We start from the raw sequence: 26,018 nt of genomic DNA on the forward strand, positions 1-26,018 counted from the left end.
AATTATGTTAAGGCAAGTCTTTGTTGTGTCATTGTTGGCACTGCTTAGTGTTATTACATTCACTACTCGCGCAGGCGAATTTTCAGTTTTTCGTGAGTTAGATAAGCAACATCCACCCGGCAATGTTGCAGTATCAGCTAATGGCCGGGTGTTTATGAGTAATCATCACTTTTACGGTGTAGATTCGAGAATAGTGGAGCTTAACAAAGATGGTTTGATAGTCGATTATCCTGATACTGAGTTTAATCAGCATCTTAATCCTGTTTTGGGTGTAGTCGTTGATGAACAGGGGATTTTATGGATGCTCGAAACGGCTTCTGCTGAAGGGGTTGGCCGACTTATTGGTTGGGATATTCAACAAAACAGCTTATACAAAATGATTACTTTAAAGGCTCCTGTATTGCCTGAAAACTCATTTTTAAATGATCTTGCGGTAGATAGAAAGCATGAAGCGGTATACATCACAGATCCCGCTGGTGGCAGTAATGCAGGATTAATCGTGGTTAACTTAACGACAGGCTCAGCAAAAAGAGTGCTCGATGGCAGTATTTATACCCGCCCAGAAGATGTTGATACTGTGATTAATGGCAACACCTTGTCTATTGGCGGTCAACCGATCCGCATTGGAGTTGATGCATTAACCATAGACCCAGCTAATGAGTGGGTTTACTTTGGTGCCTTAAGTGGTGAAAAGTTATATCGGGTACACACTCAATATCTGCTTGATGCCAAATTGTCGCCTAATATGTTGCGCAGTAAAGTTGAGTTCTATGCCAATAAGCCTATTAGCGACGGGATCACCATTGATAATGGCGGCAATATTTATGTCACCGACATAGGCAATAATGCTGTGGGGTATATCGACATCGAGCGTCAATATCATATCTTGCATCAAGATGATGACAAGTTCAGTTGGTCTGATGGCTTTTCAACTACGGCCGATGGTAAGTTGCTAGTCACTGTGAATAAATTACATCAGTCTCCTGCGGTGAATAACCAGCAAGACAAAAGTGATGGTCGCTACTATATCATTCAATTTGATGCGTTAACCGCCACCACTGTTGGACGCTAACTGCATGCGCCTTCTATGCCGCTAGTGGCGTAGAAGGCAAGCCGTGACAGCGTATAACAAGTGTTTTTTGCTAAAGCAATGACGAGAAGCCGATTGCAGAGGTGAGTCTGCGCTTGTAAGCTCTTTGCCAAGCAGCTATCGCTTGTTACCTATATCTGTCGTTTGTCATTGCTTGTTACCGTTTTTCGCTTGTTCTCATCCCATCGATCCATATCTTCTGTTTTGTCGCCATTATTTGATCTGTAAAAACGATATATTTCAATGTCTAGTTGTAAAAAACTCGTTTATCGTCCAAAGTTAAACTCTGTGACTCTTAACTAATAATAAAATGGTCAGACTATCTAGTTATAAAAATGCGCTTAAATTGGGTATTGGAATATTTGCTTTCGGATTAACCATTAGTTTTGTGACTGCTGTTAGCGTTAAGAATCAAAATAGTACTATCATTACTAAAGCACTTGATGAACTGTCAGAGCAAGTTGCTAATACGATTATTGATCGTATTGTATTGTATCAATATGGTTTGCGAGGTGCTCGAGGCGCAGTTGCGACTTCAGGCGAAGACAGAATTTCTCGTAAAATCTTTAGAAAATACAGCTTAACTCGTGATATTGAAACTGAATTTCCAGGGGCGCGAGGCTTTGGTTATATCCGACGTGTGCCCGCAGCTGATGAGGCATCTTTTGTCGTCAAAGCGAAACTTGATGACTGGCCCGATTACAGTGTTCGTCAGTTAACTCCTCATAATGATGAACGTTATTTGATTGATTATATCGAACCCGTTGAGCGCAACCTTGCGGCGATCGGTTTAGATATTGCCTCTGAGCCAAACCGCAAGAATGCCGCCCAACAAGCGTATTTAACTGGTGAAGTACGCTTAACTGGCCCTATCACCTTAGTACAAGCTACAGGCCATCCGTTACAAGCCTTTCTTATTTTGATGCCTATCTACCGCACAGGTTTTATACCAGCAACTGCCGAGTTGAGGGAGCAAAATGCTTATGGTTGGAGTTATGCGCCATTAGTGGCCAATGAAGTGTTTGACCAAATCAATTTATCTCGCAAAACGACCAAGATATTGATTAATGATGTGACTGATAATCAAAAAAATGTCATGTTTTATGAAACCCATATTGATGATGCGAGCCCGTTATCGTCTTTTTCTGTTGTCGTCGATCGTGAGATATTTGGCCGTAAATGGCAAATATCTTTAGTGGCTTACCCTGAATTTGTCAGTGGTTTACATTTAACTTCGCCTAATATTGTTTTTACTTATGGTGTGATTGTCAGTTTATTGTTGGGGGGCCTTATTGGCTTTTACAGCTTTGCGTTAGGTCGTAAACGCCTTATTTTGGAAGACAATGAAAGACGGGCTAACATTTTAGAACATTCGCTAGATGCGATTATTAGTTTAGATTGTGATGGGGTTATCACCAGTTGGAATGAGGGCGCGGTAACCATTTTTGGTTATAAAAAGCAGGAAGTCGTAGGCCTTAAAAAAACCTCATTTATTGTTCCTAGTGATGATTATGCCGCTGAAATTGAAAAATTTAATCAGGTATTGAACGGCAAATCATTGTTAAATTTTACCAGCCAACATAAACGCAAAGACAATCAGCTATTGTCTACATCGATGACCTCTTTGGCTATTTACAATGAGTTCGGCAAAATTATTGGTGTCAGTCAGACCATTAGAGACATCACGATACAACAGCATGCTGAAAAGCAAATTTTAAGCATTAATGCCAGCCTTGAACGAAAAGTGACTGAGCGAACCCACGCGTTACAACAAGCTCTGTCAGAAAATAAAACCCTACTGGATAACATTAATCAGCAGCTGCTTTATTCTGAAACCGATAAAAATGGCACTATTTTAGCGGTAAATGATTATTTTTGTTCGATATCTGGTTTGACTCGAGAGCAGATGATTGGTCACAAACATTCAATTGTAAAATCGAATCAACATGACGATGCATTTTGGAAAAAAATGTGGCAAACCATTCATGCTGGCCAGACTTGGCATGATGAAGTTTGTAATCATGATAGCCAAGGTAACGCTAAATGGTTTGATACTGTTATTGCGCCAATAATGGATGATAATGGTGAGCTTGAGCGCTGTTTGGCGTTGAGAATTGATATTACTGAACGTAAAAACACTCAATTAGAAAAAGATACTCTTAGTTCTTTACTCACAAATGTGCTTGCTGCTGCATCAGAAATTGCCATTATTTCAACGGATAATGACGGTATTATTAGCATGTTTAATCGTGGTGCAGAATTATTGTTAGGATATCAGGCTGAAGAGGTTGTTGGTAAGCAAAGCCCTGCAATACTGCATCTTGCTGATGAAGTTAGCCAGCGCAGTGTCGAATTAACGGAAGAGTTTGGTGAAGACATCAGTGCTTTTGATGTGTTTACTTACAAGCCAAGAGTCAAAGGGCCTGAAACGCGTACCTGGACCTATATTCGTAAAGATGGCTCTGAATGCCAAGTCTCATTGTCGGTATCGGCTATGCGTGATAATCGTGGGGAGATCATTGGTTACTTAGGCGTTGCAGTTAATATTGATACTATGCTGAAGCAACAAGAAGAGTTGTTATCTGCTAGCTATCAGTTATTCAAAGCGGCTGAAGTGGCAGAGTTAGGGATCTGGAACTTTGACATAAAAACCAACGAGCTACAGTGGAATGATCGTATGTTTAGTATTTATGATTATTCATTAGACATCAGAGGACAAGGAGTAAATTATCAGCATTGGCGTAACAGACTTCATCCTGATGACATTGAAATGGCTGAAAAGGCCCTACAAGATTCGATTACTTTCAACATCCCTTATGCCCCCTTGTTTAGAATTATTACCAGCTCGGATCAGGTACGCTATATTCAGGCCGGAGGACAAATTAGTTTCGACAAATTAGGCGCGGCAGTGCGCATTGTTGGGATTAATCGTGACATTACCGAGCAACGCGAATTAGAGCAAACGTTACGTTTAGCCAAGGCGTCAGCAGATGCAGCTAATGCGGCTAAATCTGCCTTCTTAGCCAATATGAGTCATGAAATACGTACCCCAATGAATGCTGTATTAGGTATGCTTCAGCTTATTCAGCATTCTGAGATGACTCGACAACAGGCTGATTATGTTAGCAAGGCTGAGATTGCTGCTAAATCTTTATTGGGATTGTTAAATGACATTTTAGATTTTTCAAAAATTGATGCCGGTAAGTTAGAACTTGATTTGCACTCATTTGAACTTGAAACATTAATGCGTGAATTAGCAGTAATGCTAGCCACCAACGTGCATAACAAAAATGTTGAAGTGATTTTTGATTTAGACCCAAGCATTCCCTATCTTATTGAGGGAGATGAGCTTCGTTTGCGCCAAGTGCTGTTAAATCTGGCGGGTAATGCGATTAAATTTACGGCAGAAGGCCATGTCATCGTCGGTGTGCGATGCAACACTATTGATGAAAAGCAAGTTAACTTAACCATCTCTGTTACTGATACCGGTATTGGTATTAGTGCAGAGCAAGAAACTAAGATTTTCCAAGGTTTTGTACAAGCAGAGTCATCAACGTCAAGACGATTTGGCGGCACAGGATTAGGATTAGCGATTACTAAACGTTTAGTTGATTTAATGGGCGGAGAATTAGCATTAACCAGCCGTCTTGGTGAGGGCAGTCGTTTCTGGTTTGATTTGAGCTTTAATATCATTGAATTGGATAATAATGATATTTTTATCGATTTACAGGATAAGCATATTCTGGTTGTTGATGACAGTAAGATGAGCCGTAAGCTTGTAGCAAAAAACTTAGCCGCCCACGGTGCTGATGTTAATGAAGCACATAATAGCCATGAGGCGATTAAGCTTATTGGAGAAAGTATCTCTGCCAATAACCATTACGATGTGATTATTATGGATTGGTATATGCCAGACGGTAATGGCATCGAAACTGCTAATCATATTCAAGCTATGTTTTCCCCAGCAACTGCGCCAGCCATTATTATGTTAACCGCCTATGGTGCTGAGGTGATGGAACAAACTAAGCATTATAGCCAACAGCCTTTTGTCAGTATGCTGACCAAACCTGTCACCGCCAATTTAATGCTTGAGGCTGTTTACCAAGCGATGAATGGCGAAGATAACGCGCCTCAAACGAGAAGGATTAGCAGTTTGGCCTTAAACGGCATTAAGGTCTTAGTGGTTGAGGATAATGCACTTAACCGTCAAGTGATTGATGAGTTATTGCGACTTCAAGGTGCTGAAGTTACATTGGCCAAAAACGGTACAGAGGGAGTAGAGTGGGTGACTCAGTCAAATAATCAATTTGATATTGTGATTATGGACATGCAGATGCCTGTTATGGATGGACTTGAAGCCACGCGCCTTATTCGTGCAGATGGTCGGTTTAATGAATTATCGATTTTAGCCATGACGGCTAATGCATCCGCGGCAGATAAAACATTGTGCCTGGCTGCAGGTATGGACGATCATATTGGTAAGCCAATTGACATGACGCTTTTAATACCTTGTATGCTTAAGTTGATAAATAAAGCCGATGTTACTCAATATCGTTTAACTGCAAATAATCTTGATGCGAGCTTGCTTGACGTGGTTAACGATAGCGATGATGATTTGATTATAGAAAACCCTGAGTCTATTTTACGTCGTTTTGGTGGTGAACTGGCATTTTTTATTGATGTTAAACATCATTTTGCCACCGAAATGAAACAACAATCATTGTTACTGACTCAAGCATTTGCACAGCAAGATAGCGAGATTATTTGTCGTATTGCCCATACAATCAAAGGAACTGCGAGTAATATGGGCGCTAAGCGACTGGCTGCTTTTGCTGCCACGCTAGAAAAAAATATAAACAATGCGACCGCTGATTCAAATAGCGACTTCAATAAAAAAGTAGTCATTGATTCAGAGACTTGTTTAACAGAAATGCAAGATCATATAGACGATAGTATTCGTATGCTGGATTCGTATTTTCCTGATGAAAGCGCAGAATCAACCGTTGCTATTGTTGATAAAGTGGGATTTTTCCCCACAGCAATCGTAAATTTGGATAAGATAGATCGTTTGATGGCGTTGTTAGTAGAGCAAAATCTAGATGTCATAGACTATCTTGAGCAGCTGCTTAGCAGTGGTGTGCCTAATGAACAGTGGTTAAGGTTGAAAACTCAAGTGAGTCAACTTGAGTTTTTGGATGCAGTCGATACATTAAAATCGATATTGAAGGAGTGATACTTGTTCATAGATAAGTATATTTCTGGCGCAGAGCCAGTTAGAGGTAAAATACTGTTAGTTGATGATCAGGTTGTTAATATCAAGATATTGCATCAACTCTTACAAGATGATTACGACATTTATATGGCTCGTGATGGTAATCAAGCCATTGAGATGTGTAAAAAAGTCAACCCGGACCTTGTGTTGTTAGATATTGAAATGCCAATATTAAATGGCTTCGATGTGTGTGCGCATTTAAAAAATGATCCCGACACACAAGAGGTGGCGGTTATTTTTGTCTCTGGTCATTTTGATGAAGATAAAGAAGTTAGGGGCTTTCAGTTAGGGGCGGTTGATTTTATTCATAAACCCATTAACCCCGTTATTACCAAAGCACGAATTAAAAATCAGATTAGATTGAAATTAAACACCGATTTATTGCGCACTATAGCGTTAATCGATGGATTAACTGGGGTGGCCAATCGACGTCAGTTTGAGCAAGTTTTACCGGTAAGCTGGTCGCAATGTGCGCGTGAAAAACAGCCATTAACCGTTATTTTATTGGATATCGATTTCTTTAAACACTTTAATGATACCTATGGTCATACCGAGGGAGATGTGTGTTTACGTTTAGTGGCGCAGAAGATACACGACACTGTAAATCGTCCTTATGATCTCGTGGCACGTTTTGGTGGTGAAGAGTTTATCTGTATTTTACCTAATACCGATTTAATTGGCGGGACTTATGTGGCTCAGCAAATTGTCGACAGTATTGTGTCTTTGAAAATCCCCCATATAAACTCATCTATATCTGCTTTTGTGACCATTAGCGCTGGCGTTTCAAGTGTGGTGCCTGAGTATGATATGTCGAGTACAACCCTGATTGAAGAAGCTGATAAACAATTGTATATAGCCAAGGACCGTGGCAGAAACAGAGTATTAGGTAGCCAAATACAAGCGACTCTGAATGAGTAGGACTTTCTAGATATAAGTTGTTAGATGTAAGCTGTTAAAGCTGATAGCGTGTGGCTTAGTACTGAGCAGTATTGTGGCTTAGTAGCGAGAAAATACTTTACACTTGAGCGACAATTTTTTGATGCAGATTATTCCATTGCTCAGGAAATTTTCCATCTAGCATATAAACAAATGCGATTAACTCTGCAATTAATAGGTACAGTTCTTTAGGCACTTCGTCGCCTAGTTCCAGAAGTTGTAAGAATTCACTCAAATGTGGGTCCTGGTGGATATGGATCCCTGCTTCTTTAGCAATCAAAATTATCTCTTCGGCAACTAAATCCTTACCCGTAGCGGTAATTTTGGGCGCACTTTTACCATCAAAACTGAGTGCAACGGCCTGTTGTATTTTTTTCGGTTCTTGTGTCATTGTGCCCTCTGTTATGCCCTTGTTTTAACTAAATAGTGATCGCCTGGCAATAAGGTCGCCGGAATTGGCGCTAGCTGTGTCGTCAGCTTACCTGGGGTAAAGCCTATTTGAGTGATTTTATCTGATAGTGCTTGGTTAAAGCGCTCTACTTTTGTGAGTAGCATTTGGTTGTTGCCTTTGAATTGAATATCCAGCACATCGCCTTGTTTATTTGCACAAATTAATAATGAACCTTGTGCTAAGTTAAATTTGAGTTGTAACTTCCAGCCTGCTTTTTTGTCTTTATCTTGATCATTTTCTTGTTCGAATTTGCCTTCAAATTGCTCATCACGTTGATTAATAGAATAGGGCAAAGCAAAGTACCATGTCATGGCTTGATTAGGATCAGTACTTGCGTGTTGGTACAGCGCAATACTGCTGGCTAATTGTGCTAAAGAGTCTGCACCGCCTAATTTATCCAGCGCTGCTAATAAACCTGAATTGGCGCTGAGTTTACTTAAGGTTCGTTGTTGTAATTGTGCCAGATGGGCTTGAAGTTTGTCGCTGATCGCAGCGCCGGTGGATTTGGTTTTTACCCCGAGTAATAGCTGGAATAGGGTGGTGATTGCACTGCCGGAAAACAGCGCCGAGGGCTGTGAGCCGCTTGAGTGACTTATCTGAGGGTTCGCTAGGTTAAGTGATGCTAAACTGTATAGCTCGCTGCTCAGTAAGGCAGGGTCGCTTAATGCACTTAATGGGTGTGGACTGATTTGGGGTAAATGTTTGAACAGTTCACTGGCGAGATTATTAGCCACTTGTTGTGTTAGCTGCTGCTTTATCGGCATTGCCCCTGCTTTTGATAAGGCTTTATTCAGTACCTCGATTGGGGCTGGGTCGCTAGTTAACTTATTGGTGGCCTCGTGATTGGCACTAACCGTCGTAGGGTTTGCTTTAAGTATACTTTGTTCCGTTGTGTTGCTTAGCTGAGCTTGTTGGTTTGTCTGTGACGACAGGGGTTTCTGTGTGAGCGCTGCCGTCGTTTTTACTGTATTGCTATCTTGAGCTGTTTTTAGGCTAAGGTTGCTAGAACTGGCATTGATGTTTAGTTGATTAGCGTCAGTTTTTGCAGGAGCGACATTGGGTTGACTACCATCTGTTTTTGCCGGATTGATATTAGGTTGATTAGCTTCAGTTTTTGCAGGAGTGATATTGAGCTGACTACCTTCAGTTTTTGTAGGAGCGGCATTGGGTTGACTAGCATCTGTTTTCGCCGCAGTGATATTAGTCGGTAACGGAGTCGATTCGAGTTTTTTTAGAAACTGGCTAAGAATTTGCCCTGGTTCATTTTTGGTTATGATGATGTTGGCCGTTTGCAGTGGCTCGGTAATTTGAGGCGCGGTCAGTTTGGTTAAATTAACGCTGAGTTCTGCTATTACAGGCGTTAGTGCAAGTTGTAGTTGCTGATTTTGTAGCACGACTTTGGCTAAATATTGCCCTGAACTTAACGCGGAATTTGGCGCTAATGTAATGCTTGTGCCACTGGCAAACGTCAGTTGTCCTTGGTCTATTACTGCTGTAGGCAGAGGATAGCCCTGAGGCCTTGTCGCCAATGTTGCCAACTGTTGTGTTGATACGCCATTTTGTTTTGCAAGTGCTTCAAGGGCTTGCGGTAGTGCCAGCTGAATGGCTTGCGCCAACAGTATTAGCTGGGTGGAGACTGTTTGTGTTGGTAATGGGGGCGCTGAAACTGTAGACCCAGGAACAAGGGTTACTGGTGCAACGGAATTATTGATGAGTTCGGCTTGAACTTGTGGTTGATTAACGCTGGCTACGGCACGAGTTACAAGTTTGGCTTGGTCGCTCGCGATGACCACTTGTGCAGTTTGTTGTAATAATTTTTGCAGTTCAGCTGTCTTACTCAGTTGATACTGCTGATTTTCAATGGTGACATCGAGTTGTGCACTTGTTGGCGGTTGCGACACTTTTACAGGCAGTAATACCGAAGATAAATCTGATTTTGAAGGTGCTGAAGTCGACGAAGATGAAACCGATTTATCATTTGATTTTTTTGTGGGTACAGCATCACTATTACTTTGAGTTGGCTTTCGTTCTGCCACCGATGACTGACTTGCATCAGCAGGTTTAAATGTGACGTTATTGACCGCTTTTGGAGTCAGCGTTGTTGGCACAGCCATAGAGATCCTATCAAACAATCATGTTTATCTATCGAAATCAATCAATCTGTTAGTGAACAATATCAGCTTCATTTACAATTTTTTGATTGATATTGTAAAAAGGCGCAGTATCCTTAGCCCTCTGTTACCTTTATTGGGCAACTCATTATGGTTTTATGACCATTTGCTGATCGATTGCGGCTAACAAACACGTACAAGCAAGGCCTAGTTATTGAATATTGTAAAATATTAGCCTAATACTAGCTTGCTAAATTATATCGACTTGAACAAAAATTGCTTTAATAAAAAGACAGAGTTAGCAGTTTATTGAGCAGGACCTTTTGTCATTTTAAAGAGAATTATATGAAGTATAAATGGATATTACTTCAGGTGCTTGTGATTAGCATACCTATGTATGCCCAAGCCGAAGCACCTCAAGTTGTCGCTGCGCCAGTACCTGCGGTTGAAATTAAATATAATGATCCTCTTGATCCATTTGAGGAGGTTAACCGCACTATGTGGGATTTTAATTATCTGTTTTTAGACAGATATATTATTCGTCCAGTTGCTCATGGCTATAAAGATTATGTGCCTAATCCGCTAAGAACTGGGGTTAATAATTTTGTTTATAACTTAGAAGAGCCCAGCTCCCTAGTCAATAATACTCTGCAAGGAAAGTGGAAATGGGCTGCTAATGCTGGTGGGCGTTTTACCGTTAACACCACCATTGGTTTATTGGGCTTGGTAGATGTAGCCGACATGATGGGGATGCACCGTAAACAGGACGACTTTAACGAAGTTTTAGGTTATTACGGTACGCCCAATGGTCCTTACTTTATGGCGCCATTTTATGGTCCAATTGTGACAAGAGAATTAGCCTCTGATTGGGTGGATGGTCTATACTTTCCCTTATCGGAGTTAACTTTTTGGCAATCAGTATTAAAATGGGGCTTAAAAGGCTTAGATGCTCGTTCTAAGGCCATTGATCAAGAACGATTATTAGACAATGCTCTCGATCCATATGCTTTTGTAAAAGATGCCTATTTACAGCATATGGATTACAAAGTGTTTGATGGTGATGTGCCATCAAGTCAAGCAGACGATGAGTTACTTGATGAGTATTTAGATGAGCTAGAATAGTCGAGGCATACAGGCACCTCGACAGTGAATGTCTGTGAGGTTGTTGTATGGCGCTAACTGATGTCGAGATCCTCTTTGTTGAAGATGACCCGATATTTCGCCATGTCGTTGCTAGTTTTTTGCAAGGACAAGGTGCTCGGGTTACTCAAGCTTGTAATGGCTATGAAGGTATAGCCCTTTTTTCTGATTCTATTTTTGACATTGTTATTGCAGATTTAAGCATGCCAGGCCTTGATGGCTTATCTATGCTTAAGCAAATGCAAGATATTAATCCTGCTATACCTGCTATTGTTATTTCTGGTAACGATGTGATGTCAGATGTTGTAGAGGCATTGCGCATCGGTGCCAGTGATTATCTGACTAAGCCGATTGCAGATTTACTTATTATTGAACAAGCTATCATTCAAGCTATGATGTCAGCTGCGACGCCTATGAACGTGTCTGGGCAATTTCATTTACAAGAAATGAATGAGCTTTCATATCAAGAACTCACTGATAATTTATCGCTGCTTGAGCAAAATGCTCAAGCAGCCAAAAGTGTTCAGCAGCAATTATTTCCGGCTTCACATATCTATTATCCTAAAGCGGATATCAATTATAGCCTGTTTAAAAATAATGATATAAGTGCCTATTTTATTGACTCTACTATGGTGGGCGATCATCATTTAGTTATGTATATGGCCCACTTTTCGCCAGAGGACAATAGTGCTGCTTTTGGCTGTGTATTACTCCGCAGTTTTATTAATCAAAAACTTAAGCTGTTTAGAAATGGCCTAAGTAATACCTTAATTGAACCCAAGAATATGCTGACGTATCTTAATGAACGTATGGTTAAGTCAGGATTACATATTCATACCGATATTATTTATGTGTGTATCGATTTGAGCCAGTATTTGTTATCAATAGGCCAATCAGGTAAGGGCCTGCGGTGTTATTTACGCAATGGCAATATACTCACGCCCTTAGCTTTGCCTGAATCAGCGCCGCTTGGTAGCGCGATGTGGGATAAGCCCAGTATGCAAGTTAGAACTTTACTAAGAGATGAACAAATTTGTATTGGTACACATTTCTATGAGCATAAACAACAATTGCTTGATAATCGATTTACAGGCTTAGTGTATCAGTCAGATATTAAAGCGGGTGGCTTTATGCAGTTAGCGTGTCGCTGATCATTGTTAGAGGCTATCTAGACACTAGAAATCTAGAGCGCTGCGCTGCTAGGACGCTTCGCGGCTAGAGGCTATAAAAGCAAACAGCATAGCGAAGCGATTTATAAAAAAATCCCCTCACAAGAAAACTTGGAGGGGATGTTATTAAGAGTAACAATTACGTCAACACGAATTAACGTTGAATACCTTCGTGTTCAGCTGTGACTGCAATCTCTTCTTCTAACACTTCTTCTTCAGTGTCATTTTTACTTTCAGCACCGTGCATCCAGTCAACCAATTTGTTTGACATGAAGTACAAAATAATCCCTGAAATAACCGCAGTAATACCGATACCAGCAAAAATAGCCATCGCGTTTGCTAGCTGCTCTTCTACTTCACCGCCATGACCAATCAATGAACCAACTAGGCCACCAATTTTATTGGCTGCAGCGATAAATAGGAACCATGCACCCATCATTAACGAAGCGATGCGCAGTGGAGCCAGTTTGGTTACCATTGATAAACCAATAGGTGATAAACATAATTCACCCATGGTGTGGAAGAAGTAAGCTCCAACTAACCACCACATGCTTGATTTAACCGAAGCGTCGCCACCCATTTCGAATACAGCGCCCATCATAAATAGGAAACCAATCGCCAATAAGAATAAGCCTATAGCAAACTTAATTGGTGAGTTGGGTTCACTTTTACCAAGACGAATCCAAATTGAGGCAATCACGGGAGCAAAAACAACAATGAAAATAGCATTGAGTGATTGGAAATAAGTGGTAGGCACTTCCCATGAGCCAATCATACGGTCGGTGAAATTGTTGGTGAACAAGTTCATTAAGCCGCCAGCTTGCTCGAATCCCGCCCAGAAGATAATGGTAAATAAACCCATTACCATAATCACTTTAATGCGGTCACGTTCAATCTTGGTCAGTGGCTCACTTCTGATCTCACCTTTGGCTTCATTTTTTCTTTGTTCTACTCTTGCAGCCGGTTCAGTACCGATATCACCAAGTAATTTTTGAGCAAAGAAAAATTGAATAATTAAGGATAAAATCATACCAACACCAGCACAGAAGAAACCTGCTTGCCAGTTGTTGATGAACACGTCTTTACCATCGATAACAACGTCATGACCAAATGAAGTGTAAGCCCAGGCAACGATAAAGCCTGATAAGGCCGCACCTAGGTTGATCCCCATGTAAAATATCGTAAATGCACCGTCACGACGGTGATCACCAGCAGGATATAAATCACCTACCATGGTAGAGATATTGGGTTTAAATAGACCGTTACCTAAAATAAGCGTTCCTAAACCAATATAAAACACAGTGGTTTCTAAGCCTGGCATCCAGCTATGCGGTGCTGCAAGTGTAAATTGACCTGCTGCCATTAAGAAGCCACCAATATAAATGGCTTTACGTTGACCTAATACGTTATCAGCTAGCCAGCCACCAATTAATGGTGTCAAGTAAACTAAACCAGTAAAAGTACCATATAGTGATAGTGCGTCTGCTTGGGTCCAGCCTAAACCGCCACCTGCTTGATCGCTTTGCACTTTATCGACGAGATAAAGTACTAAAATTGCACGCATGGCGTAATAACTAAAACGTTCCCATAGTTCTGTTGTAAAAAGTAAGAACAACCCCTTAGGGTGCCCAAACAATGTACCTTGAGGTTTTGCGTCACTCATTAAGTCTTCCACCTTAAGCTTGTGATTGCCTGTGAGAAAAATATCGTCACAGAAATAATTGTTTGCAAGAGTTGTCTATGACTGACTTTTCCACGAACACCTGAAATAGCGGGTATTTGAATGTGATAAAGCAATACTGAGCAACTTTATTGTCTATTTTTTATAATAAATAATGTCATTTTGATGCTAAAAGCTGACCAAACATCAAAAAGCTAACCTTATATACCCTTTAAGAGGCGACAAAGTCAATGTTAATGCGGGGAACAGAGAGGTTAAGCTTGTTATCAATTGTGTCCAAGTAGACTGTTAACATGCTTGAATGTTAAGGGATTGTTTTTAAGCTTGCGCGATAATAGCACCTAGGCTGATAAGGTTTTCTAAGCTGGCGCCGATATCCTTATCATGCTTAAGTGACATTAGCGTGAAGCCTATCTAGCAAGGTATTGATTATAAAGTGTTGTCTTTTAATTTAACTTATAAACAGGTAAAATACGTCTCATTAACATATTTCGATGTCATGTCGAAGGGGTATTTATGGCTATCATTCGTACGTTGACATTGATCTTAATGGGGTGTTTTATCTTCACAGCCCATGCTTGGGTTGATACTGATTTTGACGGGGTACCAGACAAAAAAGATGCGTGTAATGACACACCTGCTAATAGTGTTGTTATGGCAAATGGCTGTATTGATACTGAGTTGTTGATTGTCGATGAAGATGCCGAAGATGATAGCGCTTTTGATGCGGAGCTAGGCGCAACAGTTACTAATAATGCTGCTCTTATCGCTGAACAATGTCGTCAACAGCGAGATCTCTCTGTGGCTGTTGATTGTTTTGGGTCTATTCTTCAACCAGTATATTTTGATTTCGATAAATCAAAGGTATTGTTAACTCAACGACCAACCTTAGTGAGAGTGCAACAATATATTGAGCAACACCCTGAGGTCGTCATCCGTTTAGAAGGGCATACCGATAGTATTGGTAGTGATGCTGTCAACCAGGCGCTATCACTTAAACGTGCTGCCACGATTAAAAATTTGCTGGTTAATGAATACCAATTTCAGCCAACGTCGATTGGGATTGTTGGAATGAGTAACAAAAATCCGGTCGCTGATAACGCCACTGTAGAAGGGCGGCAGCGTAATCGACGTGTAGAATTTATTATATCGGCAGAATAATACTGCTATTTAAAGGGAGAAGGGAATGGAAAACATAGAAGGTTTAGATGCTTTAGTGGAGCAGGCACCTGAGTTTTTGATGACTTATGGTCTTAAAGCGCTAGCTGCTATTGTTATTTTTGTCATCGGTAAGTATTTTTCCGGTGTAGCAAAACGCATAACAACCAAATTACTGACAAGCCGCAAAGTGGATGCAACAGTTGTTTCGTTTGTGGCAAACTTAGCGTGGATGTTGGTCTTTGTATTTACAATTGTCGCTACACTTGGTCAGGTTGGCGTGCAAACCGCTTCACTCGTTGCGGTTATCGGTGCTGCGGGCTTAGCGGTTGGTTTAGCATTACAAGGTTCTCTTTCAAACTTTGCATCAGGCGTATTAATGGTGCTTTTCCGCCCATGTCGTGTTGGTGACTTTATTGAAGCGGCTGGTGTTGCTGGCGTAGTTGATGAGATAACGATTTTTTCTACCCGTTTACGTACTGGTGATAACAAAGTTATCATCGCGCCTAACTCTTCGATTATGAACGGCACGATTACCAATTACTCGGCATTAGAAAAGCGTCGTATCGATTTAATTATCGGTGTTTCGTATACTGCTGATATCGCTAAAACTAAGAAAGTATTAGCGGATATTCTTGATAACAATCTACTGGTATTAAAAGATCCAGCTTATACCATCGGCCTTGCAGAACTCGCTGATAGTTCAATTAACTTTGTGGTTCGTCCATGGGTTAAAACATCAGACTATTGGCCTGTACGTTTTGAATTGCTTGAGCAAATCAAGAATGCACTAGATGCAGCTGAAATTGAAATTCCATTTCCACAAATGGATTTACATGTCAAAGAAGTTCCAGCAAAATAACATTGCAGGCAATTTAATATTTTAAAAACCAGCATTTGCTGGTTTTTTTATACAAGGAGTTTTTCCATGAAGCTATTTTCAACCTTTGCGGCGATCACACTATTATCCTCATCTGTGATAAGCGCTCACAGTTTTGCTGGCGAAAAAACCATGATTACCATGGGCGGTAACCCGGTTGCATTAGAGGGTAAGATGCCGAGCTTAAATAAGACTGCACCATCATTTACAGTGGTTGATGATAAGTTTAACCCAGTAAGCTTAAGTGATTTTAAAGGTAAAACAGTACTGATTAGTGCTGTACCAAGCTTAGACACTGGCGTATGTGCGTTGCAAACCAAGCGGTTTAACAAAGAATTTTCTCAATATGATGCTGATGTTGTCATGCTAACCATCAGTGAAGACTTACCATTTGCCCAAAAGCGTTTTTGCCAAACTGAAAATGTAGATAAAATTAAAGTGTTATCAGATTCAGTATGGCGTGACTTTGGTGATAAATATGGTTTGTTAATTAAAGACCATGGTTTATTGGCTCGTTCTATTTTTATTATTGATCCTCAGGGGATTTTAAAGTACCAAGAGCTAGTAACAGAAGTCAGCGAGCACCCAAACTATGATGCAGCTTTAGCGGCATTAACAGAAATATCGTCACTCGCTAAGTAATGGCTGAGTGAATGAGGATAGAGACGCAGTATGATTGATTTTCGAAGTGATACAGTGACTAAACCGACACAAGCAATGCGCTTAGCTATGTCGAATGCTGAAGTTGGTGACGATGTTTATGGTGATGATCCGACCGTGAATAGTTTACAAGACATGGCAGCCGAGATGTTTGGTTTTGATGGTGCCTTGTTTGTGAGCTCTGGTACCCAAGCTAATTTATTAGCTTTAATGTCCCATTGTGAACGTGGCGATGAGTATCTTTGCGGTCAACAAGCTCATAACTATAAGTTTGAAGGTGGTGGAGCGGCTGTATTAGGCAGTATTCAACCTCAGCCGCTGAATAATCAAGCCGATGGCAGCATTTTATTGCAAGATATTGAAGCCGCAATTAAGCCTGATGATGTTCATTTTGCTCAAACTCGATTATTGAGTTTAGAAAACACCATTGGCGGTAAGATATTAAGCCAAGACTATTTAGCCCAAGCACAAAGCTTGGCGTTTAATCGCGGTCTGAAAATTCATTTAGATGGTGCCCGTGTGGCCAATGCTGCGGTTGCACAAGGCATTGGTATTGCCGATATTACTCAATACTTTGACTCTGTATCGATTTGTTTATCAAAAGGCTTGTGTGCGCCGATAGGCTCGATTCTGTTGGGTGATGAGCGCTTAATCAGTAAAGCGACACGCTGGCGTAAAATGCTCGGTGGCGGAATGCGACAAGCAGGTATTATTGCGGCAGCGGCTAAGCTAGCGTTAACTGAGCAGGTTGACCGTTTAGCGGATGATCATCACAACGCGAGTACTTTAGCTTTATTGTTGGCAGACATGGATGAATTTACTGTTGATCTGAGCGCTGTGCAGACTAATATTGTCTTTGCTACATTGGCTGAACATATCGATCCTAAAGCGCTTGCGCTAAAACTGGCTAATAAAGGTATTATCATTAGCCCGAACAGGCAGTTACGCCTAGTGACTCATAAAGACATCAGCGCGAATGACATTAGTGTTTTTGTGAACACGCTAAAGCAAATTATTCGTTAATCATTAGTCGTTAATCATCTGCGGTTCATTATCAGGTAAAGGCCACACTCAGTGTGGCCTTTACCTTTTTTGGTGCGTGGTTGCATTTATTTTGGGCATTTTAATCATATATTTATTAAGGTTATATTTTATCTATATGATTTTTATAGAATAATACACTTGGCTTAATCATTGCTAATTGTTTAAGGGTATGCGCCTAACGACGCAAAATTAATTAGTTAGATAATGAGGTCACTATGAAATATTTCTCACGTCATATCATCATGCCTGTCCATCTCAATAGCACTAAAAGCTTATGCTGTGGTCAATTGTTAAGTTGGGTCAACGAGGAAGCGACTATTTTTGCCAGTTGCCAGATGCGCAGTCAATTCCACATCGCTAAAGTTATCTCGGAAATTAGTTTTATGGCGCCAGCACAAACTGGTGACATCATTGAGTTTGGTTTTGAGTTAGTGAGTTTAGGTCAAAGTTCAGTGACTGTGCGTTGTAAAATACGCAATAAAGTGAATCATGCACCGATTGCCTTTATTGATAAAATGGTATTTGTTAACGTAAATGAAAATGGTTTACCTATTCCACACGGTATGCGAGCCAATGCGGCTTAGTTGTTCTATTACTCACAGTAGGGTTGCGTTTATGTTGATTGAGCTGAAGATAAACAGCAAAAAATAAGGAGCTATGATAGCTCCTTAATATTGATGGTAAATAGACTTAGTGTATTACTCGACTTTAGCGATACGCTGTTGATAATCATTGATTAAATGCTCCATTATTTGATTTGGAGAAGCATCTTGGCAGCAGTTGTCTAAATAGATTTTAAATGTGACAAGGGCATGGCCATCATGCTTAAGGCGGCTACTTTGCATGGCAAAATAGGCTTCTTCATTATCGGCTTTTCGAACCACAAAATCGTCTAGTTCAAATGATTTGGTGCCTGAGAGGTTGTGCCATTTAGTGATACGGTCTAGAGCAATTTCACAAGATTGGTTTACTTCGATATGGTTGAGCCATGTTGCCGTTTGTTCGTTTTCTTTATAGTGCGGGCATCGAACGGTGTAATTATATATATGAGTAATCGCTGTCATTGTTTACCTACCTATTCGCTATCTAAGTGTTTTCATCATAGACCTTATTTTTTGTATTGGTCAATCCTTATTTCAAGAACTTAGATCTAAGCATCACTTTTTACTAAATTAAAAATAAGCTGTTGTCATTGTTGGTTTTTTACATTAAACACCAGCTAAAAAAGCCCGTAAATAAATACGGGCTTGGGGCTGCTTAACTAAACGAGTTAACCTTAATTCGACCTCAGAGATAAGTTAGCTAAAGTTGACATACTCATCCCTTTATATTGGTTTATGTTCTGTTATTGAATTTTATAGCGCGTTAGTGAAAATTTGGCAAATTTCTGCGTGTGTAGCCTGTTTTGGATTTGTAAAACCACAAGCATCCTTAAGGGCATTATCTGCTAGGGTAGGAATGTCTTCAGCTTTAACACCTAATTCAGTTAAATTTGCAGGGATGTTTACTGCTGTAGACAGTTGCTTAATGGCATCGATTGCTGCTTTAGCGCCTTGATCGTCTGACATTGCTGTGATGTCGATGCCCATTGCTTTGGCTACGTCAGCTAAGCGTGCAGGTACGACTTGAGCGTTATATGTTTGAACATGCGGCAGAAGCAATGCGTTACATACGCCGTGTGGTAAATCATAAAAACCACCCAGTTGATGTGCCATCGCATGCACATAACCTAGGCTGGCATTATTAAATGCCATACCCGCGAGAAATTGGGCATAAGCCATGTTTTCACGAGCTTGGATGTCATCGCCGTGTTTTACAGCATTGATTAAGTTAGCTTGAATAAGCTCAATGGCTTTTATTGCACATGCATCGGTGATCGGATTGGCAGCAATAGAAACATAGGCTTCAATGGCATGCGTTAATGCATCCATACCTGTGGCTGCTGTGAGTGATGCTGGCTTTTCAAGCATCAGTTCTGGATCATTTACAGAAAGTATTGGGGTGGTATTTTTATCGACAATGGCCATTTTAATGTGCCTTGCTTCATCGGTAATAATACAAAAACGGGTCATTTCGCTTGCCGTGCCGGCAGTGGTATTAATGGCCACTAATGGCATTTGTGCCTTAATTGAGACATCTACACCTTCATAATCTTTAATGTTGCCGCCATTAGTGGCAACAAGCGCTATGCCTTTAGCGCAATCATGAGGCGAACCACCGCCTAATGAAATAATAAAATCACACTTATGACTTGTTAATAGCTCAAGGCCAGCGGCAACATTACCTGTAGTAGGGTTGGGTTGAACACCATCAAAAATAACCACTTCAATCCCATTAGCATTGAGCTTTTTAGTCACCTTAGCCACTAAACCAATACTCACTAGTGGTTTGTCGGTAACAATTAGTGCTTTGGTAAATCCAAATGCGTTGATGTCTTTAATGGCTTCATCTACGCTACCTTGACCCAGAATGTTGACGCTTGGAATAAAAAATTTAGTCGCCATATTGATTGTCCTTTATATAAGATTGAATATTCTCTGTGGTAAACGTAGCAATAACACCAACAATATTATGTGATCTGAATCTGATTAACGGCGATTAAAAACAATTATTGATCTGATTTTTCTTACTGTTTATATCAAGAGTCGCAGAAAATTTTAGATGAATATTATCTTGTTTATATATAGAATGATTCACGGTAAAACATGAAGGGACCATGGTTTTAGATTGTTTTTACATGACTAGATCGAGATAGCTTGGATGCTAATGTGCTTATTAAGGATAGATAAGGGAAATATATAGATGTTGAATCTAAATGTTTTTTTCTCAATTTTAGAAAATTCAGCGCTACTTCTGGCGCTAGTTTATGTTTGCTCACTCTCTCCTTTGTATCAACGTAAAGTGGATCCTGCCCTGTGGCCATTTTATATTGGTGCACTTGTCGGTGTTATTGGCATCATTATCATGATGTTTCCAGTGGTTGAACAACAGCCAATATTGTTTAATGCAAGCTCAGTAGCGATCAGTTTAAGCGGATTATTCTTTGGTGCTATTCCTACTGCTATCGCCATCATTATTATGGCGCTATACCGCTATTTCTTGGGTGGTGAAGCGGTCGCGGTGGGCATATTCATCTTGATCAGCAGCGCTATGATAGGGCTAATTTGGCGCCGATTTCGGGTGGATAAATTAGATCAAATTAGCTATGTTGAGTTTTACCTTTTCGGTGTAGCAGTGCATGCGGTATTACTGAATTGGTTATTTTTATTACCTTCCGAACAAGCGTTAGCCATTTTCACTCTTATGTCACTGCCTATCATGACGGTATTACCGTTACTGACGCTGATCATTGGTCATTTTCTTAGCCAAATAGTATCCAGTAAAAACGATATACAAGTTAAACTTCAAGACGATTTTCTATTTAAAAATCAATTTGATATTGGCAATATTGGTATTTCCATTAGTACAAAAAATAAATATTGGCTGCGAGTTAATCCTTATTTATGTCGTATGTTTGGTTACAGCGAAAAAGAATTAACATCGCTAACCTGGCAAGCATTAACTCATCCAGATGATTTGAATAAAGATTTATTACTCTATGAGGAAATGCTTAAAGGCCAACTCAACGAATACGAAATTGATAAACGTTTTATCGCCAAAGATGGTTCGGTTGTTTATACCCATATGACCATTACATGTCGTCGTCATATTCAAGACGATACTTTTTTGGTGATTGCAGCTTTTCTAGACATCACCGAACGAAAGCAAGCGGAGCAAGCTTTATTACACAGTAAAGAACAACTCGCTTTGGTACTCGATAGTAGTGAATTAGGCGTCTGGGACTGGGATGTCGTTAGTCATCGTATTAGCACTAATCGATACAGTGCTGAGATTTTGGGCTGTACCATGGACGAGCTTAATTTGCAGCCAGAGCGATGGATAGATGCAATACATGCAAAAGATAAATTTAAGTTTTTGCGCAGTATTAATGAAATTATAACAGGCCGCAGCATTAGTCAGCGTGTGGAATATCAATTAATTGATTCTCAAGGTGTGTGGCGCTGGATTTTACAAACCGGCAGCGTTGTTGATGTTGATGCTAAAGGTAAACCTCTGAGAGTGTTTGGCACTCATAGTGATATTACTGATATTAAACAGGTTGAAGATTCGTTAAGTATTGCCTCATCTGTGTATCAAAACTCCAGTGAAGCCATGAGTGTGTTTACTGCTAATGGCATTATTATTGATTCAAATCCGGCATTTTCTTTTATCACAGGATTTACTCAGGAAGATATACAAAATCAGCATTTGAGTATGTTTGAAACAGATCTGCAGCCTAAACACTTTTATCAGCAGTTAACACAGCAGCTTAGCCAACAGGGGCATTGGCATGGTGAAGTGTGGATGCGGCGTAAAAATGGTGAAAGTTACCTTATCTTGTTAACGATTAATTCAATCGTGAGCAAGAAGTCGCAGGCAGATCGATTTGTTGCGTTATTTTCTGATGTTACTGAGAAAAAACAAACGGAAGAGTTGATATGGCGCCAGGCCAATTATGATGCACTGACCGGATTACCTAATCGGAGGATGTTACTAACATTTCTGAATCAAGAGGTTTTATTAAGTGACCGTAAGCATAATCATTTTGCATTGATGTTTTTAGATTTAGATTATTTTAAAGAGATTAACGACACATTGGGCCATGATATGGGCGATGTATTGTTGCTTGAAACGGCGGCTCGTCTAAAGCAATGCATTCGAGAAACTGATGTTGTTGCTCGTCTTGGTGGCGATGAATTTACCATAGTACTGGCCAATCTTGAAGATACTCATGGTGTCGATCGCGTCGCACAGCAAATACTCAAACAACTGTCAAAACCTTATTTATTAGGTGAGCAAACGGCTTATATTAGCGCCAGTATTGGTATCACTCTATTTCCTGACGACGCAAAAACAACGGAAGGATTGTTAAAGAATGCCGATCAAGCTATGTATTCAGCTAAAAAGCTTGGGCGTAGTCGATTTAATTATTTTACCTCGGCAATGCAAGATAGTGCCCAAAAGCGGATGCTACTGATCCGGGATCTCAAAGTTGCCATCACTCAACAGCAATTTGAACTGTATTACCAACCCATTGTTGATTTAAGTTGTCAGCAGGTGATCAAAGCTGAAGCGTTAATTCGTTGGCATCATCCTACCGTGGGCGTTATTCCGCCGGCAGACTTTATCTCTATTGCCGAAGAGACTGGCATGGTAGTCGATATTGGTAATTGGGTCTTTTATCAGGCTTGTGAGCAAGCAAAGAAATGGAAAGCACAGTTTGATGCTGACGTTCAAATCAGTATTAATATGTCTTCTGTGCAGTTTAAAGATGAGTCGACTCAGGTTGAAGACTGGCTCAACTACATGCATTCGCTCGCATTACCGACCAATAGTATCTGCATTGAAATCATTGAAAGCTTATTGCTTGAAATTGAACCTAATGTTGAGGCTAAATTATTAGCTTATGCTGATGCTGGTATACAAATCTCGCTTGATGATTTTGGCTCAGGTTATTCATCGTTGGCCTATTTAAAGAAATTTAACATTAATTACCTTAAAATTGACAAAGGTTTAGTCAATAGTTTGTCTGCAGAAAGTAATGAAAAGTATTTGTGCGAAGCGATTATTGCCATGGCCCATAAGCTTGGCATTGAAGTGATTGCCGAAGGTATTGAAACTGAAAATCAACGACAGTTAATGGAGCTTGCTGGTTGTGATTATGCCCAAGGATATATTTTCTCGCATGCCTTGTGTCGACACGATTTTGAGCAAAAGTATTTAGTTAATAAAGTAACACAACTAAAATTGACTAAGGTCATGTCACGTTAATGTCATCGCGACACACTCAACACCTGCATCATCCACCGTGATAAATGGTTGCTAACACCATTAATGTAATAGTTAATGGTGTTTAGATTAGTATACAATAGCGACCTATTTTTATTTGTTTTTACTGAGTCTGTTATGTCATTTACGTCGCTAGGGTTATCGCCACTATTATTAGATGCGGTGAGTCAATCTGGGTATCAAACTGCTACTCCTGTCCAACAAGCTGTGATCCCACTAGCGCTAGATGGCCGAGATGTGTTGGCCAGTGCCGAAACCGGTACCGGAAAAACAGCCGCTTTTGCTTTACCGTTACTCAGCCATTTAATGGCCCAAGATGATGCGGATTTACCATCATCACATCGTTTACGTGCATTAATCATGACACCGACCCGTGAGTTAGCGATTCAGATTGAACAAAATTTAGTTAAATACAGCCAATTTATTAATCTGATTAGCTTAGCTGTGTATGGCGGCGCGAGTATAAACCCTCAGCGCAAAGCATTAGAGCAAGGTGTCGACATATTGGTCGCTACCCCAGGGCGTTTGTTTGACATTATTGGTCAACATGAATTGGATTTATCTTTTGTCACTCATTTAGTGATTGATGAAGCAGACCGTATGCTCGATCTTGGCTTTGTGAAAGATATTGAAAAAGTGAAGCGCTTAATTGCCAGACAACATCAAACCATGATGTTTTCTGCTACTTTTTCTGAAGAAGTTAAAACCCTAGCAGCTAAAATGCTAAACAATCCTGAATATGTTCATGTTGAAACCCAAACCACAGCGGCTAATGTTGTCCAGCAGGTGTATCAAGTCGACACCCGTCGTAAAGCCGAGTTGTTATCTGAATTGATTGGCAAGCATAACTGGCAGCAAGTGATGGTGTTTACCAGTCGCAAAGAAACCGCCGATCATTTATATCGCGAGTTAAGCCTAGACGGTATTAAGTCATCGGTATTTCACGGTGATAAAAGTCAAGGCGCACGCAACCGCGCTTTAGAAGAGTTTAAAACTGGTCAATTACGCGTGTTAATCGCTACCGACTTGGCCGCTCGCGGACTTGATATTCAAGCGTTACCAAGAGTGATTAACTTTGAATTGCCTGAAGAATGTGAAGATTATGTTCATCGTATAGGGCGCACTGGCCGTGCGGGATTAGGCGGTGAAGCGATTTCGCTGGTCAGCCCGCAAGAGCTTGAGTTACTTGCCGCAATTGAACTACTTATTGGACAGTCTTTACCGTTACTGGTGCCAGTCGGATATGAAGAAGGGGCGCCACTACCTGCTAGATATCGTGATGTGGCGATTGAGAAACCTAAAAAAGTACTTAAGTATAAACGGGGCAAGCCATCGCAAACTGATGCTAAGCCGACTCGTAAAGGTAAATATTCTAAAGCGAAAAAATGATCACTAAACCGATTAATACCAATATCATTACCGGTTTTCTGGGCGTGGGTAAAACCACGCTCATTAGCCAGTTATTAGCGCATAAACCCAAAGATGAAGTGTGGGCTGTGTTGGTGAATGAGTTTGGCGAAATAGGCATAGATGGTGGATTGTTAAATGCCACTGTCGGTGATAATTACGCATCTGAATCATCAAAAAAACAGCCTGCTGTGGTGATAAAAGAAGTACCCGGTGGTTGTCTTTGTTGCGTGTCTGGCTTGCCAACACAAGTGGCGATAAATCAGCTTATCCAACAAGCAAAACCGGATCGATTACTCATAGAACCCACAGGGTTAGGTCATCCAGCCGAAATTGCTAAGTTGTTAACATCTGAATATTATCAGCATGTTATTAAGCTACAAACCAGTATCTGCCTAGTGGATGCCCGCAAAGTTGGCGATCCTCGCTATCAAAACCATGATACGTTTATACAGCAATTACAGCTGGCAGATGTGCTGCTTGCTAACAAAGCACAGCATTACACGGCAAACGATCATCTGCAACTGCAGCAATTCCTCAGCAAGTTACACTTACAACACACGCCACTTATCACAGTCGCTAATCACTTCACTGATATTGACTTGATCCAGCAGATTTTGGCGCACTTAAATGTTCCGACAAAGTATCGTTGTTCAACAACAGCACAACGCTTATTGGGCCGAAAATCGCTTGCAGACAATTGGTTTTCGAGCGAGCCACCACTGAGTGATATTGATGCCGCTGAGGTTTCTGCTAGTGGTTTTATCCACAAAACCAATCAAGGTGAGGGCTGCTACAGCAGTGGGTGGATATTCTCCGCGGTGCATTGTTTTCAGTTTGAGCGCTTTATGGCCTGGATTGACACGGTTAAAATAGATAATGTATTGAGATTAAAAGCGATAGTGATCACTAGCGACGGAGTATTAGGGGTCAATATGGTTGATGGCTCGTTAGCGCTAAATGAGCTTGATGATACTCTAGACTCAAGGGTAGAAATTATTAGTGATATACCACTTGAACATGAAAAGTTGCAGCAACAATTACTGGCGTGTTTATTGAACTAACTTTATTAAATTAGCGTTTATTAAATTAGCGTTAATAGGCCAACTTGATTGGGGTGAATAATTCGT

18 protein-coding genes are annotated in these 26,018 nt (G+C 40.5%); 13 read left to right on the plus strand and 5 right to left on the minus strand.

Annotated elements, in window-relative coordinates:
- The first annotated feature begins 4 nt into the window (after positions 1 to 4).
- The 3 genes from H5114_RS13880 to H5114_RS13890 all read left to right on the plus strand — a co-directional run bounded on the left by H5114_RS13880 (position 5) and on the right by H5114_RS13890 (position 7,280).
- Positions 5 to 1,072 (plus strand): L-dopachrome tautomerase-related protein, encoded by a 1,068-nt coding sequence (locus H5114_RS13880; RefSeq protein ID WP_182723250.1) that lies wholly within the window; start codon positions 5 to 7, stop codon positions 1,070 to 1,072.
- A 328-nt stretch (positions 1,073 to 1,400) separates the two neighbouring features.
- Positions 1,401 to 6,323 carry a PAS domain S-box protein gene (locus H5114_RS13885; RefSeq protein ID WP_182723251.1) on the plus strand — a complete coding sequence of 1,641 codons (4,923 nt, stop codon included), beginning with the start codon at positions 1,401 to 1,403 and terminating at the stop codon, positions 6,321 to 6,323.
- A gap of 3 nt (positions 6,324 to 6,326) precedes the next feature.
- A complete protein-coding gene (locus H5114_RS13890) occupies positions 6,327 to 7,280 on the plus strand; it encodes a diguanylate cyclase (protein WP_182723252.1) in 954 nt (317 codons plus the stop codon).
- Positions 7,281 to 7,377: 97 nt separating this feature from the next.
- On the opposite strand, the gene H5114_RS13895 is transcribed toward H5114_RS13890, so the two are convergent.
- Together H5114_RS13895 and H5114_RS13900 are read right to left on the minus strand one after the other, a co-directional pair.
- A complete protein-coding gene (locus tag H5114_RS13895) occupies positions 7,378 to 7,689 on the minus strand; it encodes an EscU/YscU/HrcU family type III secretion system export apparatus switch protein (protein ID WP_182698129.1) in 312 nt (103 codons plus the stop codon).
- A gap of 11 nt (positions 7,690 to 7,700) precedes the next feature.
- On the minus strand, positions 7,701 to 9,863 hold the full coding sequence (locus H5114_RS13900; RefSeq protein ID WP_182723253.1) for a hypothetical protein: 2,163 nt from the start codon (positions 9,861 to 9,863) through the stop codon (positions 7,701 to 7,703).
- A 390-nt stretch (positions 9,864 to 10,253) separates the two neighbouring features.
- Between H5114_RS13900 and H5114_RS13905 the strand changes: the two genes are divergently transcribed.
- Both H5114_RS13905 and H5114_RS13910 read left to right on the plus strand, forming a co-directional pair.
- The gene (locus H5114_RS13905; RefSeq protein ID WP_404948310.1) at positions 10,254 to 10,982 is read left to right on the plus strand and encodes a VacJ family lipoprotein; all 729 of its coding nucleotides are present in this window, start codon (positions 10,254 to 10,256) and stop codon (positions 10,980 to 10,982) included.
- 47 nt (positions 10,983 to 11,029) lie between these two features.
- A complete protein-coding gene (locus H5114_RS13910) occupies positions 11,030 to 12,151 on the plus strand; it encodes a response regulator (RefSeq protein ID WP_124017935.1) in 1,122 nt (373 codons plus the stop codon).
- A gap of 172 nt (positions 12,152 to 12,323) precedes the next feature.
- Here H5114_RS13910 and H5114_RS13915 read toward each other — a convergent pair whose 3' ends face one another.
- Positions 12,324 to 13,832, minus strand: coding sequence for a peptide MFS transporter (locus H5114_RS13915; protein ID WP_124017936.1), 1,509 nt, complete (start codon positions 13,830 to 13,832; stop codon positions 12,324 to 12,326).
- Between the two features lie 534 nt (positions 13,833 to 14,366).
- Between H5114_RS13915 and H5114_RS13920 the strand changes: the two genes are divergently transcribed.
- From H5114_RS13920 to H5114_RS13940, 5 genes are all read left to right on the plus strand, one after another.
- Positions 14,367 to 15,011 carry an OmpA family protein gene (locus H5114_RS13920; RefSeq protein WP_182698126.1) on the plus strand — a complete coding sequence of 215 codons (645 nt, stop codon included), beginning with the start codon at positions 14,367 to 14,369 and terminating at the stop codon, positions 15,009 to 15,011.
- Between the two features lie 25 nt (positions 15,012 to 15,036).
- The gene (locus H5114_RS13925) at positions 15,037 to 15,870 is read left to right on the plus strand and encodes a mechanosensitive ion channel family protein (RefSeq protein WP_182723254.1); all 834 of its coding nucleotides are present in this window, start codon (positions 15,037 to 15,039) and stop codon (positions 15,868 to 15,870) included.
- A gap of 66 nt (positions 15,871 to 15,936) precedes the next feature.
- Positions 15,937 to 16,530: a thiol peroxidase gene (gene tpx / locus H5114_RS13930; RefSeq protein ID WP_124017939.1), complete on the plus strand. Its 594-nt coding sequence runs from the start codon at positions 15,937 to 15,939 to the stop codon at positions 16,528 to 16,530.
- Positions 16,531 to 16,560: 30 nt separating this feature from the next.
- Positions 16,561 to 17,571, plus strand: a complete 1,011-nt coding sequence (gene ltaE / locus H5114_RS13935; protein WP_182723255.1) for a low-specificity L-threonine aldolase — start codon at positions 16,561 to 16,563, stop codon at positions 17,569 to 17,571.
- A gap of 236 nt (positions 17,572 to 17,807) precedes the next feature.
- On the plus strand, positions 17,808 to 18,176 hold the full coding sequence (locus H5114_RS13940) for an acyl-CoA thioesterase (protein ID WP_124017941.1): 369 nt from the start codon (positions 17,808 to 17,810) through the stop codon (positions 18,174 to 18,176).
- Between the two features lie 114 nt (positions 18,177 to 18,290).
- Here H5114_RS13940 and H5114_RS13945 read toward each other — a convergent pair whose 3' ends face one another.
- Positions 18,291 to 18,656 carry a cytoplasmic protein gene (locus H5114_RS13945; protein ID WP_124017942.1) on the minus strand — a complete coding sequence of 122 codons (366 nt, stop codon included), beginning with the start codon at positions 18,654 to 18,656 and terminating at the stop codon, positions 18,291 to 18,293.
- Positions 18,657 to 18,947: 291 nt separating this feature from the next.
- Positions 18,948 to 20,096, minus strand: coding sequence for an L-threonine dehydrogenase (gene yiaY, locus H5114_RS13950; protein ID WP_124017943.1), 1,149 nt, complete (start codon positions 20,094 to 20,096; stop codon positions 18,948 to 18,950).
- 301 nt (positions 20,097 to 20,397) lie between these two features.
- Between yiaY and H5114_RS13955 the strand changes: the two genes are divergently transcribed.
- The 3 genes from H5114_RS13955 to H5114_RS13965 all read left to right on the plus strand — a co-directional run bounded on the left by H5114_RS13955 (position 20,398) and on the right by H5114_RS13965 (position 25,952).
- Positions 20,398 to 23,463: an EAL domain-containing protein gene (locus H5114_RS13955; RefSeq protein WP_182723324.1), complete on the plus strand. Its 3,066-nt coding sequence runs from the start codon at positions 20,398 to 20,400 to the stop codon at positions 23,461 to 23,463.
- Positions 23,464 to 23,598: 135 nt separating this feature from the next.
- Positions 23,599 to 24,870, plus strand: coding sequence for a DEAD/DEAH box helicase (locus H5114_RS13960; RefSeq protein WP_182723256.1), 1,272 nt, complete (start codon positions 23,599 to 23,601; stop codon positions 24,868 to 24,870).
- Positions 24,867 to 25,952: a GTP-binding protein gene (locus tag H5114_RS13965; protein WP_182723257.1), complete on the plus strand. Its 1,086-nt coding sequence runs from the start codon at positions 24,867 to 24,869 to the stop codon at positions 25,950 to 25,952. The genes H5114_RS13960 and H5114_RS13965 overlap by 4 nt, the downstream gene beginning before the upstream one ends.
- The last annotated feature ends 66 nt before the right edge of the window (positions 25,953 to 26,018 follow it).

Origin of the sequence: Shewanella sp. SR43-8, assembly GCF_014163775.1 — a bacterium.
GTDB lineage: Bacteria > Pseudomonadota > Gammaproteobacteria > Enterobacterales > Shewanellaceae > Shewanella > Shewanella vesiculosa.